Origin of the sequence: Pseudomonas protegens CHA0, from assembly GCF_000397205.1 — a bacterium.
Classification (GTDB): domain Bacteria; phylum Pseudomonadota; class Gammaproteobacteria; order Pseudomonadales; family Pseudomonadaceae; genus Aquipseudomonas; species Aquipseudomonas protegens.
Map to the genome: position 1 here is coordinate 3,925,127 of NC_021237.1, position 16,329 is coordinate 3,941,455.

A 16,329-nucleotide genomic window follows, 5' to 3' on the forward strand; every position below is an offset into this window, starting at 1 on the left:
GCTGGCAAGCGTGGCAGCCGGTGGCTGCGGCCTTGTTATTGTTATGCCTGGCCTGCACACGGGCCGCGTGCTCAAGGCACCGCGCCCGTGGCGACGGATCAGATCGGGTAGTGCCGCGGGCCGTTCTGCAAGGTGACCCAGCGCAATTGGGTGAAGTGTTCGATCGAGGCCTTGGCGCCAAAACTGCCGTAGCCGCTGGACTTGACGCCGCCAAACGGCATCTGCGCCTCGTCATGCACGGTGGGCCCGTTGATATGGCAGATACCCGACTCGACCCGTTGCGCCAGGGCCAGGGCCCGCCCGATGTCGCGGCTGAAAATCGCCGCCGACAGGCCGAACTCGGAATCGTTGGCCAAGCGCAACAGTTCTTCATCACCGCTGCCGCGCAATACCACCGCCACCGGGCCGAAGGACTCCTCGCGGTACAGGCGCATGGCGTCGGTGACGCCGTCGAGCAGGGTCGGCTGCAGAATGCTGCCGTCCAGTTGCCCGCCGACCACCCGCCGCGCGCCCTGCTCCAGGGCATCGTCGATCAGCGCCCGGATGCGCGTGCCAGCGCTGGCATCCACCAGCGAACCGAGCACCGAGTCCGCGGCCGCCGGGTCGCCGGCACGCAGGCTCTCGACCTTGGCCGCCAGCTTGGCGACGAAGGCATCGGCCACCTTGGCATCGACGATCAGGCGCTCGGTGGACATGCAGATCTGCCCCTGGTTGAAGTAGGCGCCAAACGCCGCGGCCGCGACAGCCGCATCCAGGTCGGCGTCGTCCAGCACCAGCAGCGGCGCCTTGCCGCCCAGCTCCAGCAGGGCCGGCTTGAGGTGGCGCGCCGCAAGCTCGCCGACAATCCGCCCGACATGGGTCGAACCGGTGAAGTTGACCCGGCGCACCGCCGGGTTGGCGATCAGGCGCTCGACAATCGCCGCGGCATCGGCCGGGGCATTGCTGATGACGTTGACCACGCCATCGCCCAGGCCGGCGTCCTGCAGCACCTGGCCGATCAGGCGATGAGCCGCCGGGCTCAGTTCGGACGCCTTGAGCACCACGCTGTTGCCGCAGGCCAGGGGCATGGCGATGGCCCGGGTGGCGAGAATCACCGGGGCGTTCCATGGCGCGATGCCCAGCACCACGCCGCAGGGTTGGCGCAGGGCCATGGCGAAACTGCCCGGGACATCCGAAGGGATGACTTCACCGGTGATCTGGGTGGTCATCGATGCCGCTTCACGCAGCATGTTGGCCGCCAGGCGCACGTTGAAGCCGTACCAGTTGGCCATGGCCCCGGTCTCGCCGGCGGCGGCAATGAATTCGCCGCTGCGGGCCTGCAATTGCTCGGCGGCCCTGAGCAGACGACTGCGGCGTTCGTTGGGGGCCAGGGCCGCCCAGGCGGGGAATGCGGCCTGGGCCGCGGCCACGGCGGCGTCGGCATCGTCCAGGGTCGCGGCGGCCACGCGCGAAACCACAGCGCCGGTCACCGGGTTGCGGCGTTCGAAGGTTCGACCGTCGCCGGCGGGGCGCGACTGGCCACCAATCAGCAGGGGCACGTCCAGCATGGTGATTCCTCTTGTTGTCTTTGTCGGGAATACAGCGCAGCGGTGCAACAGTAATACCAGGGGCATGGCGAACAGCGGGATGCGCCCGCCGTTCGCCGGCCGGGCTCAGCGTTTATACGCCTGCAGGCCGGGCTTGATGCTCTTGTCGTCGAGGAACTGCTTCATGCCCTGCTCGCGGCCGCCTTCGGTGTCCAAAAGGCGCGACTGATCGAGCTTGGCGTACAGGTAGTCTTCGTTCTGCTCCCAGGTCAGCTCGCGGCAACGCTTGAAGCCATGCTTGGCGGCACGCAGCACCACCGGGTTTTTCTCCAGCAGGTTGCGCGCCAGCTCGATCGTGACTTCACGCAGTTGCGCCAGGGGCACGCTGTCGTTGACCAGGCCCATTTCTGCAGCTTTCTGCCCGCCGAAAGTCTTGCCGGTCATGATGTAGTACAGCGACTGGCGGTGACCGACGGTGTCGGCCATGGCCTTGCTCACCAGGTTACCCGGCGGGATGCCCCAGTTGATTTCCGAGAGGCCGAAGGTCGCCTCGTCGGCGCAGATCGCCAGATCGCACGCCACCAGCGGGCTGAAGCCGCCGCCGAAGCACCAGCCGTTGACCATGGCGATGGTCGGCTTGGCGTACATGCGCAGCAGTTTCCACTGCCACTGGGAGGCTTCGCGGCGGATTTTTTCCTGAAGGATCTCCGGCCCGGCATCCACCTCGCGGAAGTATTCCTTGAGGTCCATGCCGGCGGTCCAGGCCTCGCCGGCGCCGGTCAGCACCAGCACGCCGGCGGCCGGGTCCTGCTCCAGGGTTTCCAGCACGTCGATCATTTCCCGGTTCAGGGTCGGGCTCATGGCGTTGCGTTTTTCCGGGCGATTGAGAATGACCCAGGCAATGCCTTCTTCGATTTCGACCTTGACCGTTGTCCAGCGACCTTCGTAGTTGCTCATGGCGATGCTCTCTTGTTCTGGTTTGAAGATGGGTCGAAATTAAACCGCAGAATTAGTTATGTCAATTAACTATTAATATGATTAACCATTTTCCTTCGCCCTGGAAAAATCCTTCTGCAACGCCTGCAAACACAGGCAAACGTAGCTATCAGCGGCTGACCCCGGCAAACTGGATAGCCTTGTTAACCGACCCAGGATGTTTTTGTCATGGCCAAGCCCGCTCCCCTCGCCGACCCGCGCGAGGCCCCACCCGCCAACGCCGAGGTACAGGCGCCGCTGGATTCGGCACTGGACGAACTGATTGGCTACGCCATGCGTCGCGCCCAACTCAAGCTGTTCCAGAACCTGATCGGCCGGCTCTCGGCCCACGACCTGCGCCCCGCGCAGTTCTCGGCCCTGGCGATCATCGACAGCAACCCGGGGCTGATGCAGGCCGACCTGGCTCGCGCCCTAGCCATCGAGCCGCCGCAAGTGGTGCCCCTGCTCAATAAACTGGAAAGCCGCGCGCTGGCGGTGCGGGTGCGCTGCAAGCCGGACAAGCGCTCTTACGGGATTTTTCTGAGCAAGACCGGCGAAACCCTGCTCAAGGAGCTCAAGCAGATCGCCGCGCAAAGCGACGTCGACGCCACCTCGGCCTTGAGCGCCGGGGAGCGCGAAGAGCTGCTGCGCCTGCTGAAGAAGGTGTACCAGGACTGAACCCAAGGTGCCGGCACAGGGCCGGCACGCTGACGCAGCAAGGCGCTTGCGGGCCTACCAGATCGGCAAGGTGTAGAGCACCAGGAAGCGGGTCTGGTTTTCATCGCGGAACGCTGCGCCCGCCGGGAAATCATTGCGATAGATCGACTTGCGCGCCACCAGCCCGAGGTTCTTCAACGGGCCGCTCTGCAGCACGTACCCCAACTCCATTTGAAACTCGCGCTCCTTGCGCTCACTGGCATTGAACGCCGACAGCTCGATATTGCCGCCACGCACGTAACGCAGCCGACTCTTGAGCCCGGGCACACCGGCGGCGGCAAAGTCATAGTCGTAGATGGCTTGCCAGGTGCGCTCCTTGGCATTGAGAAAGTCCGAACTCATGGTCAGCTCGCTCATGCCCATCAACTCGGTGCCGGAGATGTAGGGCGTGGCCGTGTCGCCGCTGGAATGCATGTAGCCCAGGCTCACCCGGTGCCCGCCGAACTTGTAGCCAAACAGCGCCGAGAGGTTGCGGTTGTCGACCCGGCCGGCCTTGGCACTGCCGTCTTCCCGGCTGAAAAAACTGCGCAGGTCGCTGCTCAGCACGCCATCGCCCAGGGGCAGGTTGTGCAGCAGGGCCAGAGTGTCCTGCTGGTAGAGGTCGGCCACCTGCGCGTGATAGGCGCGCAGGCTGAGGTCCTTGTTGACCTGGTAGTCGCCCCCCAGGTACGCCAGGTGCGAGGTGCTGGCCGTGGCATTGAAACGCCGGTTGGGCGAGGCAATGGTCATGGCCTGGTAGTCAGTGGAGTCGCGCTTGCTGATGCGGTCGATGTAGCCGGTGTTGAGGGTCAGGCCGTCGATATCCCTGGAACTCAGGGTGGTGCCACGAAAGGTCTGCGGCAGCAGGCGCGACGGGCTGGCAAAGGCAAACGGCAGGAAGATCGAGACATCGCCGGTCTTCACCGTGGTCTGGGCAAAGCGCAGTTTGGCGGTGGGCGCCAGCCGCGAGTATTCATCGGCGGCGCGCTTGTCGCTGGCCGACACCGGCAGCAGTTCGGTGCCGCTGCGGTCCGGCGAGGAATCGAGCTTGACCCCCAGCAGCCCGCGCACATCCAGGCCGAAACCGACGCTGCCCTCGGTGAACCCCGACTCCATGTTCATGATGAAACCCTGCGCCCATTCCCGCGCGGCGGTCTTCGCCCCATCGTCCTTGTAGTCGCGATCCAGGTAGTAATTGCGCAGGGTCAGGGTGCCGTGGCTGTCGTCGATAAAACCCGCCGCCCAGAGTGGGCCAGGCAACAGGCTCAAGCCCAGCAAGGCCAGAGCCAGCCGCGTGGGGCGACTGGGCACACAGGAAGCTGACGCCGCAGCAACGGCGTTGGTGGGGATATTTGGCATGTCCGATGTCCATTTTTTGTTGTTGTTTTAGGTGTCGAGCGAGGGCCTGGCAGCCGACGTCGCGGACAGAGAATGGAAACAGCCCAAGCCTTACGTCAATCACAAACGACCGATAATCGAACATTAATATTATTATCTATTTTTTAAAAAAATCCTCAGTGTCAGTTTATATATCTGATTTAAATCACATTATTTGCATTTATTGTCCGAAATTAAGGCGCTATTCATTTTTTAGTTATCTTTGTTATCTTAATCACCAGCCACCAGCGCCGGCGCATTCAGGCTCGGCGTCCGGCTGGTCACCACAACAAAAACAACAATGAGGTTTGCCCATGGACAGTCCATCGCGTCGTTCGACGCTGACCATCGCTTTGTGTTTTATCGTTGCGCTGATCGAGGGGTTCGATCTGCAAGCGGCCGGCACCGCCGCTGCCGGATTGCGCCAGAGCTTCGCCCTGGACCCGAAGATGATGGGCTGGGTGTTCAGCGTCGGGATCATCGGCCTGCTGCCCGGGGCGTTCTTCGGCGGCTGGGTCGCCGACCGTATCGGGCGCAAGAAGATCCTGGTCGGCGCGGTGCTGCTGTTCGGCCTGTTCTCGCTATGCACGGCCTACGTCGAGAGTTATTCGAGCCTGCTGCTGGTGCGCTTCATGACCGGCCTCGGCCTGGGCGCGGCGCTGCCCAACCTGATCGCCCTATGCGCCGAAGCGGTGAGCGAGCAACGTCGGGGCACCGCCATCAGCGTCATGTACTGCGGCGTGCCCCTGGGCGGCGCGCTGGCAGCGGTGGTGGCGATGTTCTCCAGCGAACATTGGCAGACCACTTTTATCATCGGCGGCCTGGTACCACTGCTGGTGGTGCCGCTGATGGCCTGGCTGCTGCCGGAATCCAGCGCCTTTCGCCAACACACTACCAGTGCCGGCACCCGCCGTGCCTCCACGACCCAGGCGCTGTTCGGCGAAGGTCGCGGGCGCACCACACTGGCCTTGTGGCTGAGTTATTTCTTCACCCTGACCGTGATGTACATGCTGCTCAACTGGCTGCCGTCACTGCTGCTCGAGCAAGGCTTTAGCAAACCCCAGGCGGGGCTGGTGCAGATGCTGTTCAACATAGGCGGCGCCCTTGGCTCGCTGCTCGGCGGCCTGCTGCTGGATCGCTGCAACGGGATCAAGGTGGTGCTGTTCGTGTACGCCGGGTTGCTGGCGGCGCTGGCCGGGGTCGGGCTGTCCGTGGGCATTGTTCCCATGACCGTGGCCGGTTTTGCTGCCGGGCTGTTCGTGATGGCCGCACAATTGGTGCTCTATGCCCTGGCGCCGCCCGCCTACCCGACCGCGGTGCGTGCCACCGGCGTCGGCGCTGCCGTGGCCATCGGCCGCCTGGGCTCGGTGGCCGGGCCCCTGGCCGCCGGGCAGATCCTCGCCGCCGGCGCCGGCACTGCGGGCGTGCTGCTGGCCACGTCCCCAGGGCTGGTCATCGCTGCGCTGTCGATCCTCACTGTCATCGCCCGGGCCAACGCCACGCCTGAGCTCAAGCCGGCGCATTGAGCCGAGGCGGCAATGCGGGCCAACGCCACACCTGGGCTGCGGCAACCCCGAGTCCAACCCGGGTGTCGCCGCGATCAACGCCTCAGAACGTCAGGCAGATTTTCCCCAGGTGCGCGCCCGAGGCTTCATGGGCGAAGGCCTTGGCGATCTCGGCCAGGGGGAAGGTGCTGTCGATGATCGGTTTGATGCCGGTGGCTTCCAGGCCCCGGACCATTTCGATCTGCTGCTGGCGGCTGCCGACGATCAGCCCCTGCAGGCGCTGTTGCCTGGCCATCAGCGCCGCGGTCGGCACCGGTCCGGCCCAGCCGGTGAGCACGCCGATCAGGGCGATGTGCCCGCCAATGCGGCACGCGTTGATCGACTGCGGCAAGGTGCCCGGGCCACCGACTTCCACCACGTGATCGACGCCGCGGCCGCCGGTGAGCTTGAGCACTTCAGCGCCCCACTCGGGGTGGGTACGGTAGTTGAGGGTATGGTCGGCCCCCAGCTCGCGCACCTTGGCCAGCTTGGCGTCCGAGGAGGAGGTGGCGATCACCGTGGCGCCCATGGCCTTGGCCAGTTGCAGGGCGAAGATCGACACCCCGCCGGTGCCCAGCACCAGCACGGTTTCCCCGGCCTTGAGCGCGCCGTCCACCACCAGTGCGCGCCAGGCAGTCAGGCCGGCGGTGGTCAGGGTCGCCGCCTCGGCATGGCTGTAGCCCTTGGGCGCATGGGTGAACCAGTGGCTGGGCTGGATCACCACTTCACGGGCGTAACCGTCGACACCATCGCCCGGGGTGGTGCTGAAATCGGCGATCGCCGGGCCGCCATCGTGCCAATGGGGAAAGAAGCAGGACACCACCGCATCGCCCACCTTGAACTCGCTGACGCCCTCGCCCACCGCTTCCACGACCCCGGCGCCATCGGCCATGGGAATCCGCCCGTCGGCGGTGGGCAGCGCGCCGGTCACCACGGCGTAATCGTGGAAGTTCAAGGAACAGGCATGGATACGCACGCGGATCTGCCCGGCGCCGGGCTGGCCGGGGTCTGCCAGCTCCACGCGCTTCAGGTTGTCCAGGGATGCCGGCAGGCTGAGCTTGATGGCTTGCATGGGATGCTTCTCCACAGATCGATAATCATCAGGGGGCTAACCCTACCACCAATACCGGCTATCTGTAGCCGCTGCACAAGGCTGCACAAGGCTGCGAACGGCTTGGGCGGCATTCCGACGCAGCAGACGCAGGTTTTCAGGGCCGCCACAGGCTCGGCTCGGGGCCGCCAAGCAAGGCCCTGCGGGCCTTTGCGCAGCTTCGCGGGCTCAGCGGATGGTGTCACGCTCCGCCACCCTTGCTCGCACAAAACACTGCTCGGTCACTGGCGCGCCCCATTGCTCGCCCTCTTGCTCCTGCACCAGCACAAAGCCCTGTTCCTCATATAACGCGCGCGCCGCATCCAGGCCCTTGAAGGTCCACAGCCGGGTGACGGCAAAACCCCACTGGTCACAAAAGCCCAGGGCCTCGGCCAGCAGCCGCCGGCCCAGCCCTTGGCCGCGGGCGGCCTCATCGAGAATGAAGCAACGCAGGAGCGCCTCGCCGCCCTCGCCCTCCCCATCAATGGCGATGGAACCGACAATCCGTTCCCCCTGCAGCGCCACCCAGACTTCATTGCGCGGGTTGTGCAAACGCCCCATCAATTCGGCCATGTCCCGCGCCACCAGGCTTTCGAAGGGCTGGCCGAAACCCGCCAGATCCGCGTAGTAACGGGCGTGCATTTCGGCGATGCGGCCAATCACTCCGGGCCGGTAGCCACGGGCGATGGAGCAGCGCTCGGGCGGCTCGGGCACGTCTCCCAGCCGCACCGCACGCAATGCCCGGGCGTAGTCGGCGATGCCCGCACAGGCGCTGCGCTGCTGTGCCGGGCTCAGGTGGGCCAGGGCCGCGGCCACCTGGGCCTGGGCGAAACGGTCGATGCCGGCCAGGGTCTGGCGCCCCCGGGCGCTGAGCTGCAGCTTCTTGGAGCGGGCGTCCTGGTCATGGGCCTGCTCGCTGATCTCGCCGGCGTCCACCAGCTTGCGCACCAGGCGGCTGACGCTGGATTTCTCCAGGCCCAGCAGGGTCACCAGGTCACCGGCGGTCAGGGCATTGCCCTGGCCGATCTCCAGCAGTGCGTGCACCGCCGAGGGTGGGTAGTCGGTGGCGGCCAGGGTGGCCTGCATGAAGCCCAGCTCGCGGACCATCTGCCGGGAGGCCTGGCGCAGTGATGGGATAAGGGAAGCGGATGAACTCGGCATGGGCGTGACCTCGCAAGTGAGGCATTTAGTTGTAACTTGCAACCAATTAAACCTCAACCCTGCTCACTTTTCCGAGTGACAGTCAGCCCTGGTGAACGGCAATAAAAACTCAAGCACTCACTAATGAGAAGCATTACCATAAACGCCCATTTCACCCACCTCGACCCCGGAACCCTTATCGATGGTGCCCAACCCTTCGCTACAGCACGCCGTGGGCGAGCTCTACCTCCAGCATCACAACTGGGTGGTGCAACTGCTGCGACGCAAGCTCGGCAACCAGGACCAGGCCATGGACCTGGCGCAGGACACCTTTGTGCGCATCTTGCGCAGCGAGCGACTGCCGGTACTGCGCGAACCCCGGGCCTACCTCAACACCGTGGCCAGCCGCCTGTGCGGGCAGTATTTCCGGCGCCAGGCCCTGGAGCGCGCATACCTGGAAACCCTGGCGCAGCTGGAGCCGCAGTACCAGCCCTCGCCGGAAACCCGGCTGCTGGTGCTTGAGGCCCTGGACGCCGTGGGCCAGGTGCTGGACGGCCTGGGCAGCCGGGTGCGCGAGGTGTTTCTGCTGTCCCAGCTCGAAGGCCTGACCTACCCGCAAATTGCCCAACGCCTGCAGCTCTCGGTCAACGTGGTGCAGAAAGCCATGCTCAAGGCCTACCGCCACTGCTACGCGGCGGTGTACCCGGGATGAACGCCTTCCAGCCAGTGGACGATCAGGGCGCCGTGGAACAGCAGGTACTGGACCAGGCCCTGGAGTGGCTGGTGCTGCTGCAATCGGGCATCAGCCCCCCCGAGCAGCAGGCCGCCTGCCTGGCCTGGCGCCGGGCCGACCCGCAGCATGAGCTGGCCTGGCAGCGCCTGGCCGGCATCGGCCAGGACCTGCGCGACAGCACCCGCAGCCTGCCCGCGCCCCACGCCCGGCAACTGCTGCAGGCTCGCAGCCACCCCGGGCGGCGCACCCTGCTCAAGGGCATCGTCGGCCTGGGCGTGGTGGCCGCCAGCAGCTGGAGCGTGCGCGAAGGGTTGCTGTTGCCGCAGCTGTTCAGCGACTACCACACCAGCACCGGCGAGCGCCGCCAGCTGCAACTGGCCGCTGGCGCCAGCCTGCAACTGGACACCCGCACCAGCCTCGACCAGAAGGCCAGCCCCCAGGGCCTGCAACTGCGGCTCAACAGCGGCCGCCTGTTGCTGACCCTGGGCAACGCCGCGCCCGTGCAGGTCGCCACCACCGATGGGCAGATCCAGCTCGCCCCACGCTCGCAGTTGATCCTCAGCGTCGGCTTGCCGGGCATCAACGGCACCCGGGTACAACTGCTCGCCGGCAGCGGCTCGGTAAGCACCGCCCATGCCCCTGCGCTAAGCCTGGACCCGGGCCAGCAAGTGGATATCGCCCAACAGCGGATCAGCGCCCTGGCCGCCGTGCCCACCACGGCCAATGCCTGGACCCAGGGCCTGCTGATCGCCGAGCGTCGCCCCCTGGGCGAGGTGATCGCCGAACTCGACCGCTATCGCCCCGGCCTGCTGCGCTGCTCCGCCGAAGTCGCCGGGTTGCGGGTTTCCGGCTCGTTCTCCCTGGACCAGCCGGACGCCAGCCTCGATTTGCTGGCCAGGACCCTGCCGATTCGCATCCGGCGGGTAATGGGGTACTGGGCCTCCGTGGACGCTGCCTGATTGTTTTCCTGTTTTTTTCAGGGCGGCGGCAGTTTTTTCAATCTCGTGCATCAAGACCAGGGAAGAAGCTGGAAAACAGCTCAGCGCCATCCCTTCCCAACCCACGGATTTTCCTTATGCACATTCGCCTTACGCCCCTTGCCGCGACCTTGCGCCCGGTCATCATCGGCCTGTCCATCGCCAGCACCAGCCTGCCGCTGCTGGCCACGGAAGCCGGCGCCGCCGTGACCGACCACCAGCAGCGCGACTACGCCATCGCCCCGGGCAACCTGGACCAGGTGCTGGGCATCTTCGGCCAGCAATCGGCAAGCATGATCGCCATCGACGCCAACCTCAGCGCCGGTAAGCGCAGCACCGGCCTGAATGGCAGTTTCAGCGTGGCCGAAGGCCTGCAGCGCCTGCTCAAACCCCTGGGCCTGCAAGCCGTGGCCGAGGGCGCGGGCTATCGGGTAATACAGGCCAGCGGCGGTGAACGGGTCGAGCTGGGAGCAACCACGGTCACCACCAACCAGCTGGGCACCGTCACCGAAGGCAGCGGCTCCTACACGCCGGGCACCATCGCCACCGCCACCCGGCTAGTGCTGACACCGCGGGAAACCCCGCAGTCGATCTCGGTGGTGACCCGCCAGGCCATGGATGACTTTGGCCTCAACTCCATCGACGAGGTGATGCGCCATACCCCAGGCATCACCGTGGCCACCTACGACAGTGACCGCACCAGCTACTACTCCCGCGGTTTTGCCATTCAGAACTTCCAGTACGACGGGATTCCGATCCTGCAGGACGCACAGTACTCCTCGGGCCACACCCTCACCGACACGGTGATCTACGACCGCGTGGAAATACTCAAGGGTGCCACCGGCCTGCTCACCGGTGCCGGTGGCCCCGGCGGCACCATCAACATGGTGCGCAAGAAACCCACTGCCGAATTCGCCGGGCACATCGACCTGGGGGCCGGTTCCTGGGACAACTACCGTTCGCAGGTCGATGTCAGCGGCCCCCTGACCGACAGCGGCAATGTCCGCGGGCGGATGGTCGCCGCCTATCAGGACAAGAAATCCTTCCTTGACCACTACCAGCGCCAGACCAGCGTCTACTACGGCATCCTCGAGTTCGACCTGTCACCGGACACCCTGCTGACCGTCGGCGCCGACTATCAGGACAACGACCCCAAGGGTTCCAGCTGGTCGGGCAGCAGCTCGCTGTACGACTCCAAGGGCAATGCCATCAGCACCTCGCGTTCCTACAACAACGGCGCGAGCTGGAGCCGCTGGTCGCAATACACCCGTACCGCGTTCACCACCCTGGAGCACAGCTTCGCCAACGGCTGGGTGGCCAAGGCCCAGTACAACCATCAGATCAATGGCTACAACGCCCCCTTGGGTTCGTTGATGTCGCCCAATGCCGAGACCGGCATCGCCTCGCTGCTGACCCGCAAGTACACCGGCGAAACCGTCAGCGACAGCGGCGACCTCTACGCCACGGGCCCCTTCGACCTGCTGGGGCGCGAGCATCAGTTGGTGGTCGGTGCATCGATCTCCAACTCGCACTGGAAAGGCCGGGACTTCACCAGCGCCACCAATCACGACAATTTCTACGACTACTTCAACTGGGACGGGCACAGCCCCAAGCCCGATTGGGGCAGCATGACCAAGAAGAACGACGAGACCACCCGCCAGAGCGCCGGCTACATGACTGCGCGCTTTAGCCTCAACGATGATCTTTCGTTGCTGCTCGGCAGCCGGGTCAACAACTACGAGGTCAGCGGTACCAGCCGGACCAAGGACACCGGCAAGGTCATTCCCTATGCTGGGGTGGTCTACGACCTCGACCAGAACTTCTCCGTCTATGCCAGCTACACCGAGATCTACCTGCCCCAGGACGACTACCGCGACCGCAACGACAAGGTGCTCAAGCCCGACGAAGGCACCAACTACGAGGTGGGCCTCAAGGGCGAGTTCTTCGACGGCCGCCTGAACTCCAGCCTGGCCTATTTCGAAGTGCATGAAGAAAACCGGCCGGTGGATGACCTGGCCTACAACGCCAACCCCACCACCCCCGGGCTGGACTATGCGTCCAAGGGCATCAAGTCCAAGGCCAAGGGTTATGAAGCGGAAATCTCCGGAGAGGTCGCTCCCGGCTGGCAACTGCAGGCCGGCTACACCCACAAGATCATTCGCGACCAGAGCGGGGCCAAGGTCTCCACCTGGGAACCGGAAGATCAGGTCAACCTCTACACCAGCTACAAGCTGACCGGCAGCCTCGACAAGCTGACCCTGGGCAGCGGCGTGCGCTGGCAGGGCACTGGCTGGAAGATACTCAGCAACTACGGCAAGGGCACCGAGGAAAAATTCGCCCAGGACCCTTACTGGCTGGTGGACCTGATGGCCCGCTACCAGATCACCGAGAACGTCTCGGCCACCCTCAACGTCAACAACCTGTTCGACAAGAAGTACTTCACCAACATCGGTTTCTACAACTCGTCGTACTACGGCGACCCGCGGAATGTGATGCTCAGCACCCGCTGGAACTTCTAAAGCCCCGCCGTCGTGGCCCGCCCCGGCAGCGGGTGGCCACGGCGCTTGCCGCCCCTCTCTGTAGCATTTGCTAACCCTTGCCGCCGACCGTTGCGCCGAAATTCCTGCAGCCGTCGCGGCACATCTGTTAAAACGCGTTTTCGACTGTCCTGCGGTGAAGCCTTCCATGTCCCCAACCCTGCCCCAGCGCCTGCGCCGTCGCTGGTTTTCCCTGCTGTGCATGGCCGCGCTGGTGGTCGGCCTGCCGGTGAGCTGCGCGGTGCTCGAACACAAGGAACGCCAACTGGTGTTTCGCATCGAGCCCGGCACCGCCGGCTGGTATCGCGGCCTGCCGAGCACGGTGCAGGAATTCGAACTCAAGCCGAAAAGCTTCAAGGCCGGGCAGAACATCCACGCCTGGTGGTGGCCGGCACAACGCGCCGATGCCCCGGCGATCCTCTACCTGCACGGGGTCCGCTGGAACCTCACTGGCCAGCTGTTTCGCATCGAGCAGCTGCACGCCCTGGGTTACTCGGTGCTGGCCATCGACTACCGCGGCTTTGGCCAGAGCCACGGCGACCTGCCCTCGGAAAACAGCGTGTATGAAGACGCGCGCATCGCCTGGGAGCGGCTCAAGGTCTTGCAGCCCGACGCCAGCAAGCGCCTGATCTACGGCCATTCCCTGGGTGGCGCGGTGGCCATCGACCTGGCCGCCGAACTGGGGCGCCAGGCCGCCAGCGCCAAGGCGCCCACCGCCGCTCGCGGGCTGATCGTCGAATCCACCTTCACTACCCTGGCCGACGCTGCCGCGGCGGTGACCAAGACCTCCCTGCCGGTGCGCTGGGTGATGTCGCAGAAGTTCGACTCCATCGACAAGATCCGCGAGATCGGCATGCCGCTGCTGGTGGTGCACGGCCTGAAGGACGACTACGTGCCGCCGCGCCTGAGCAAGGAATTGTTCCAGGCCGCCCTGGAGCCGAAGAAACTGCTGCTGGTGCCCGGCGGCACCCACAACAACAGCATGAGCCTGGCGGGCAAGGGCTACGGCCAGGCCATCAACGCCCTGCTGCGTGCCAAACCCAGCCAAAAATTCGCCGGCCCGCCCCCCACCGCCGCCCCCACCAGCTGAAGCTGGCTTGTATAGGAGCTGGCTTGCCAGCGAATGGGCCCGCGGCACCTGCAAAAAACCTGTCCCTAGACGTCCCTTACGCAGCCGGCTGAGCCGCCACCATGACCACCACGGTCTTGGCCAGGAATGCCGGAGACTGCTGATTGATCGAATCGGCCAACTCCAGGGCCGCCGCCTTGACCGCAGGCGCCGCTTCGCGCAAGGCACGGACCATCTCCAGGCGCGCGGGCTCGCTGTTGAGCACCCGCATGAAAAGCGTCTGCGCCCACCTCGGGCTGTGTTCCTGCAAGCCGGGCAGCGCCGCCAGCAACGCCGGCACATACACAGCATCATCGAAATGCTCGGCGGCGTGAATCAGCGAAAACATCACCTCGTCATATTCGGCCTCATCGTCGAGCAACGACAACAGCGGGCCAATGCTGGCCGGGTCGGCCAACTGGGCCACCTCGGCGATGCAGGCGTCGATGCGCCGCACAAGGTTCTCGCCAGGGTCGTTGAAGGCGTTTTCGAGCTTTAGCAGGATGTCGGTCAACGCGTCGAATTTCATGGGTACTCGCCAGGGAGCTCGAAGGGAGGGAGGCGCAACGATACGCCATTGACACCATCCGCGAAATCGGCATGCCGCTGCGGGTGGTCCATGGCCTGAAGGACGACTACGTACCGCCGCGCCTGAGCCTGGCGGGCAAGGGCTCCGGTCAGGCCATCAACGCCCTGGTGCATTCCTTCGCCATGAACCGCGCCAACTGGCCGCTGCGCGGCTCGCCGGCAAGCCGGCTCCTACGGGTGCACACCCGCTCATCCGTAGGAGCTGGCTTGCCAGTGAAGAGGCCCGCAAGAGCGTCGCATTCCTTCGCCACGAACCGCGCCAACTGGCCGCTGCGCGGTTCGCCGGCAAGCCGGCTCCTACAGGGAGAGGCCGAGCTTTTCGTAGGTGGCGGCCGGTTGCGGGCGCAGGGCTTCGCCGATGGTGCGCAACTTCAGGCAGGTTTCCTGGTATTCGCTCGCCGGGTCCGACTCACCGACGATGCCGCAACCGGCAAACAGGTGCGCCTGGTTGCCGCGGATCAGGGCGGAACGCAAGGCCACGGCAAACTCGCCATCGCCCTCGGCGTTCAGCCAGCCCACCGGGGCGGCGTACCAGCCGCGGTCCAGTTGCTCATGCTCGCGGATATAGCCCAGGGCCTTGCCCCGAGGCAGGCCGCCCACCGCCGGGGTCGGGTGCAGGGCATCCACCACTTGCAGCAGATCGACCTGGGGCCGCAACCGCCCCAGCACCGGGGTCAGCAGGTGCTGGACGTGGGCCAGGCGGTGCAATTGCGGCTGCGGGGGAATCTCCAGCATCGCGCAGTAGGGCTGCAGGGCTTCGCGCAGGGTCTGCACCACCAGGGCGTGTTCATGGCGGTCCTTGGCGCTGTCCATCAGGGCCTGGCCCAGTTCCGCGTCCTGCTGCTCATGCTGGCCGCGCGCGCAGGTGCCGGCCAGTGCCACGGTGTTGAGGGTGCCGCGGGCCAGGCGTACCAGGCGTTCCGGCGTGGCGCCGAGAAAGCAGCTGTCGCCACGGCTGAAGGCGAACAGGAAGGCCTGGGGATAGGCCGCCCTGAGGTTTTCCAGCAGCGGCCCGCAAGGAATGCTGCGGCTCGCCCGCAGGCAGACTTCCCGGGCCAGTACTACCTTGCTCAGCTCGCCGCCCTGGATCCGCGCGATGGCTCGGGCCACGCAGTCCTGCCAGCGGCCGGCGGCCTGGGTGTCGTCCTCGGCCTGGGTGCCAACGGGCATCTGTGCCAAGGGGGCGTGGGTATAGCGCGCCTGCAACAGGGCCCACTCCGCCTCCAGGGCACCGGCGCACTGGGCCACGTCGGCGCCGGGCTCGACCCACAGGCTGAACAGCCAGTGCTGCTGCTCGCCTTCGCGCAGCAGCAGGATCCGCGGCAGCACCAGGGACGTGGCGGCGAACGACTGCCACTGGGCACTGCGCGGGCCCTGGGGGTCGAAGGCAAAGCCGCCGCACAGGTAGGCCCGCTTGGGCCCTACCTGATGGGCCTGCAGCAGCAACTGGCGCCAGGCCTGGGTACTGGCGGCAAAACGCTCGGCGGCCGGCGGGCTGATTTCTTCGGTGCAGCCGAACCCGGCCAGGGCCAGGGCGCCCTGGTCGCTGGACCAGAACAGGCTCTGGCCGAACACCTGGCGGTTGGCGGCAAACAGCCGCAGCGGCTCCAGGCGCTCGGCGGCCAGGCTGTACACCACCAGCACCGCCCGCCCCCTGCGTCGGGCCAGGGATTCGCCCTTGCGCAGGGCCCGGGTCAAGCCGGACAGGCAGGATTCACTCATCTTGGGCTCCTTGATCCAGCCCGTGCTGACGGCGCCAGTGGCGCACTTGCTGGGCAATGTTCCAGTGGATGATCTGGGCAAACAGCGGCACCACGAACATCGGGTCCAGGCTCGCCTGCTCGGCCCATTGCCGACGTTGCGGGAGCATCGCCGCAACCCGCTCCGGGGCGGCAATGCTGTCCTCGGTCGGCTTGAACTGCGCCGCCGCCTTGACGTAGGCCAGGCGCAGGCCCAGGGCCTGGATGATCTGCTGGTCCATGGCGTCGATACCGCAGCGGACGTCGTCCAGGCCGCTGCACTGCTCGGGTGTCTTCAT

Annotated in this window: 14 protein-coding genes; 6 read left to right on the forward strand and 8 right to left on the reverse strand. The window is 65.7% G+C overall.

The window, feature by feature from the left end:
• Positions 1-98 precede the first annotated feature (98 nt).
• Positions 99-1,547 carry an aldehyde dehydrogenase gene (locus tag PFLCHA0_RS17535; RefSeq protein ID WP_015635947.1) on the reverse strand — a complete coding sequence of 483 codons (1,449 nt, stop codon included), beginning with the start codon at positions 1,545-1,547 and terminating at the stop codon, positions 99-101.
• 105 nt (positions 1,548-1,652) lie between these two features.
• Complete coding sequence (locus tag PFLCHA0_RS17540) at positions 1,653-2,483, reverse strand: p-hydroxycinnamoyl CoA hydratase/lyase (protein WP_015635948.1); 831 nt, start codon at positions 2,481-2,483, stop codon at positions 1,653-1,655.
• Between the two features lie 207 nt (positions 2,484-2,690).
• Between PFLCHA0_RS17540 and PFLCHA0_RS17545 the strand changes: the two genes are divergently transcribed.
• Positions 2,691-3,179, forward strand: coding sequence for a MarR family winged helix-turn-helix transcriptional regulator (locus PFLCHA0_RS17545; protein WP_015635949.1), 489 nt, complete (start codon positions 2,691-2,693; stop codon positions 3,177-3,179).
• A gap of 54 nt (positions 3,180-3,233) precedes the next feature.
• On the opposite strand, the gene PFLCHA0_RS17550 is transcribed toward PFLCHA0_RS17545, so the two are convergent.
• Positions 3,234-4,556 (reverse strand): OprD family porin, encoded by a 1,323-nt coding sequence (locus tag PFLCHA0_RS17550; protein ID WP_015635950.1) that lies wholly within the window; start codon positions 4,554-4,556, stop codon positions 3,234-3,236.
• A gap of 332 nt (positions 4,557-4,888) precedes the next feature.
• On the opposite strand from PFLCHA0_RS17550, the gene mhpT reads away from it, so the two are divergent.
• Complete coding sequence (gene mhpT / locus PFLCHA0_RS17555) at positions 4,889-6,100, forward strand: 3-(3-hydroxy-phenyl)propionate transporter MhpT (protein ID WP_015635951.1); 1,212 nt, start codon at positions 4,889-4,891, stop codon at positions 6,098-6,100.
• 82 nt (positions 6,101-6,182) lie between these two features.
• Here the strand turns inward: mhpT and PFLCHA0_RS17560 are convergent, their stop codons facing one another.
• Both PFLCHA0_RS17560 and PFLCHA0_RS17565 read right to left on the reverse strand, forming a co-directional pair.
• The gene (locus PFLCHA0_RS17560) at positions 6,183-7,190 is read right to left on the reverse strand and encodes a zinc-dependent alcohol dehydrogenase family protein (RefSeq protein ID WP_015635952.1); all 1,008 of its coding nucleotides are present in this window, start codon (positions 7,188-7,190) and stop codon (positions 6,183-6,185) included.
• Between the two features lie 207 nt (positions 7,191-7,397).
• Positions 7,398-8,369, reverse strand: a complete 972-nt coding sequence (locus PFLCHA0_RS17565) for a bifunctional helix-turn-helix transcriptional regulator/GNAT family N-acetyltransferase (protein ID WP_015635953.1) — start codon at positions 8,367-8,369, stop codon at positions 7,398-7,400.
• A 181-nt stretch (positions 8,370-8,550) separates the two neighbouring features.
• On the opposite strand from PFLCHA0_RS17565, the gene PFLCHA0_RS17570 reads away from it, so the two are divergent.
• The 4 genes from PFLCHA0_RS17570 (at position 8,551) to PFLCHA0_RS17585 (ending at position 13,685) form a co-directional block, all read left to right on the forward strand.
• The gene (locus PFLCHA0_RS17570) at positions 8,551-9,060 is read left to right on the forward strand and encodes a sigma-70 family RNA polymerase sigma factor (protein WP_011061763.1); all 510 of its coding nucleotides are present in this window, start codon (positions 8,551-8,553) and stop codon (positions 9,058-9,060) included.
• Positions 9,057-10,040 (forward strand): DUF4880 domain-containing protein, encoded by a 984-nt coding sequence (locus tag PFLCHA0_RS17575; protein WP_015635954.1) that lies wholly within the window; start codon positions 9,057-9,059, stop codon positions 10,038-10,040. The genes PFLCHA0_RS17570 and PFLCHA0_RS17575 overlap by 4 nt, the downstream gene beginning before the upstream one ends.
• Positions 10,041-10,156: 116 nt before the next feature.
• A complete protein-coding gene (locus tag PFLCHA0_RS17580; protein ID WP_015635955.1) occupies positions 10,157-12,577 on the forward strand; it encodes a TonB-dependent siderophore receptor in 2,421 nt (806 codons plus the stop codon).
• Positions 12,578-12,743: 166 nt separating this feature from the next.
• Positions 12,744-13,685 carry an alpha/beta hydrolase gene (locus PFLCHA0_RS17585; RefSeq protein ID WP_015635956.1) on the forward strand — a complete coding sequence of 314 codons (942 nt, stop codon included), beginning with the start codon at positions 12,744-12,746 and terminating at the stop codon, positions 13,683-13,685.
• Positions 13,686-13,761: 76 nt separating this feature from the next.
• Here the strand turns inward: PFLCHA0_RS17585 and PFLCHA0_RS17590 are convergent, their stop codons facing one another.
• From PFLCHA0_RS17590 to PFLCHA0_RS17600, 3 genes are all read right to left on the reverse strand, one after another.
• The gene (locus tag PFLCHA0_RS17590) at positions 13,762-14,232 is read right to left on the reverse strand and encodes an Imm30 family immunity protein (RefSeq protein ID WP_011061767.1); all 471 of its coding nucleotides are present in this window, start codon (positions 14,230-14,232) and stop codon (positions 13,762-13,764) included.
• 356 nt (positions 14,233-14,588) lie between these two features.
• Entirely contained in the window at positions 14,589-16,013 is a 1,425-nt protein-coding gene (locus PFLCHA0_RS17595; RefSeq protein ID WP_041752315.1) for an isochorismate synthase, read from the reverse strand.
• On the reverse strand, positions 16,006-16,329 hold the full coding sequence (locus PFLCHA0_RS17600; protein WP_041752761.1) for an isochorismate lyase: 324 nt from the start codon (positions 16,327-16,329) through the stop codon (positions 16,006-16,008). The genes PFLCHA0_RS17595 and PFLCHA0_RS17600 overlap by 8 nt, the downstream gene beginning before the upstream one ends.

Excerpts from the sequence above, each read along its gene's own strand:
- PFLCHA0_RS17600 (WP_041752761.1), bottom strand. The coding sequence starts at position 16,329 with ATGAAGACACCCGAGCAGTGCAGCGGCCTGGACGACGTCCGCTGCGGT.
- PFLCHA0_RS17545 (WP_015635949.1), top strand. The coding sequence starts at position 2,691 with ATGGCCAAGCCCGCTCCCCTCGCCGACCCGCGCGAGGCCCCACCCGCC.
- PFLCHA0_RS17590 (WP_011061767.1), bottom strand. The coding sequence starts at position 14,232 with ATGAAATTCGACGCGTTGACCGACATCCTGCTAAAGCTCGAAAACGCC.
- PFLCHA0_RS17595 (WP_041752315.1), bottom strand. The coding sequence starts at position 16,013 with ATGAGTGAATCCTGCCTGTCCGGCTTGACCCGGGCCCTGCGCAAGGGC.
- mhpT (WP_015635951.1), top strand. The coding sequence starts at position 4,889 with ATGGACAGTCCATCGCGTCGTTCGACGCTGACCATCGCTTTGTGTTTT.
- PFLCHA0_RS17550 (WP_015635950.1), bottom strand. The coding sequence starts at position 4,556 with ATGCCAAATATCCCCACCAACGCCGTTGCTGCGGCGTCAGCTTCCTGT.
- PFLCHA0_RS17540 (WP_015635948.1), bottom strand. The coding sequence starts at position 2,483 with ATGAGCAACTACGAAGGTCGCTGGACAACGGTCAAGGTCGAAATCGAA.
- PFLCHA0_RS17580 (WP_015635955.1), top strand. The coding sequence starts at position 10,157 with ATGCACATTCGCCTTACGCCCCTTGCCGCGACCTTGCGCCCGGTCATC.
- PFLCHA0_RS17565 (WP_015635953.1), bottom strand. The coding sequence starts at position 8,369 with ATGCCGAGTTCATCCGCTTCCCTTATCCCATCACTGCGCCAGGCCTCC.
- PFLCHA0_RS17570 (WP_011061763.1), top strand. The coding sequence starts at position 8,551 with ATGGTGCCCAACCCTTCGCTACAGCACGCCGTGGGCGAGCTCTACCTC.
- PFLCHA0_RS17535 (WP_015635947.1), bottom strand. The coding sequence starts at position 1,547 with ATGCTGGACGTGCCCCTGCTGATTGGTGGCCAGTCGCGCCCCGCCGGC.
- PFLCHA0_RS17585 (WP_015635956.1), top strand. The coding sequence starts at position 12,744 with ATGTCCCCAACCCTGCCCCAGCGCCTGCGCCGTCGCTGGTTTTCCCTG.
- PFLCHA0_RS17575 (WP_015635954.1), top strand. The coding sequence starts at position 9,057 with ATGAACGCCTTCCAGCCAGTGGACGATCAGGGCGCCGTGGAACAGCAG.
- PFLCHA0_RS17560 (WP_015635952.1), bottom strand. The coding sequence starts at position 7,190 with ATGCAAGCCATCAAGCTCAGCCTGCCGGCATCCCTGGACAACCTGAAG.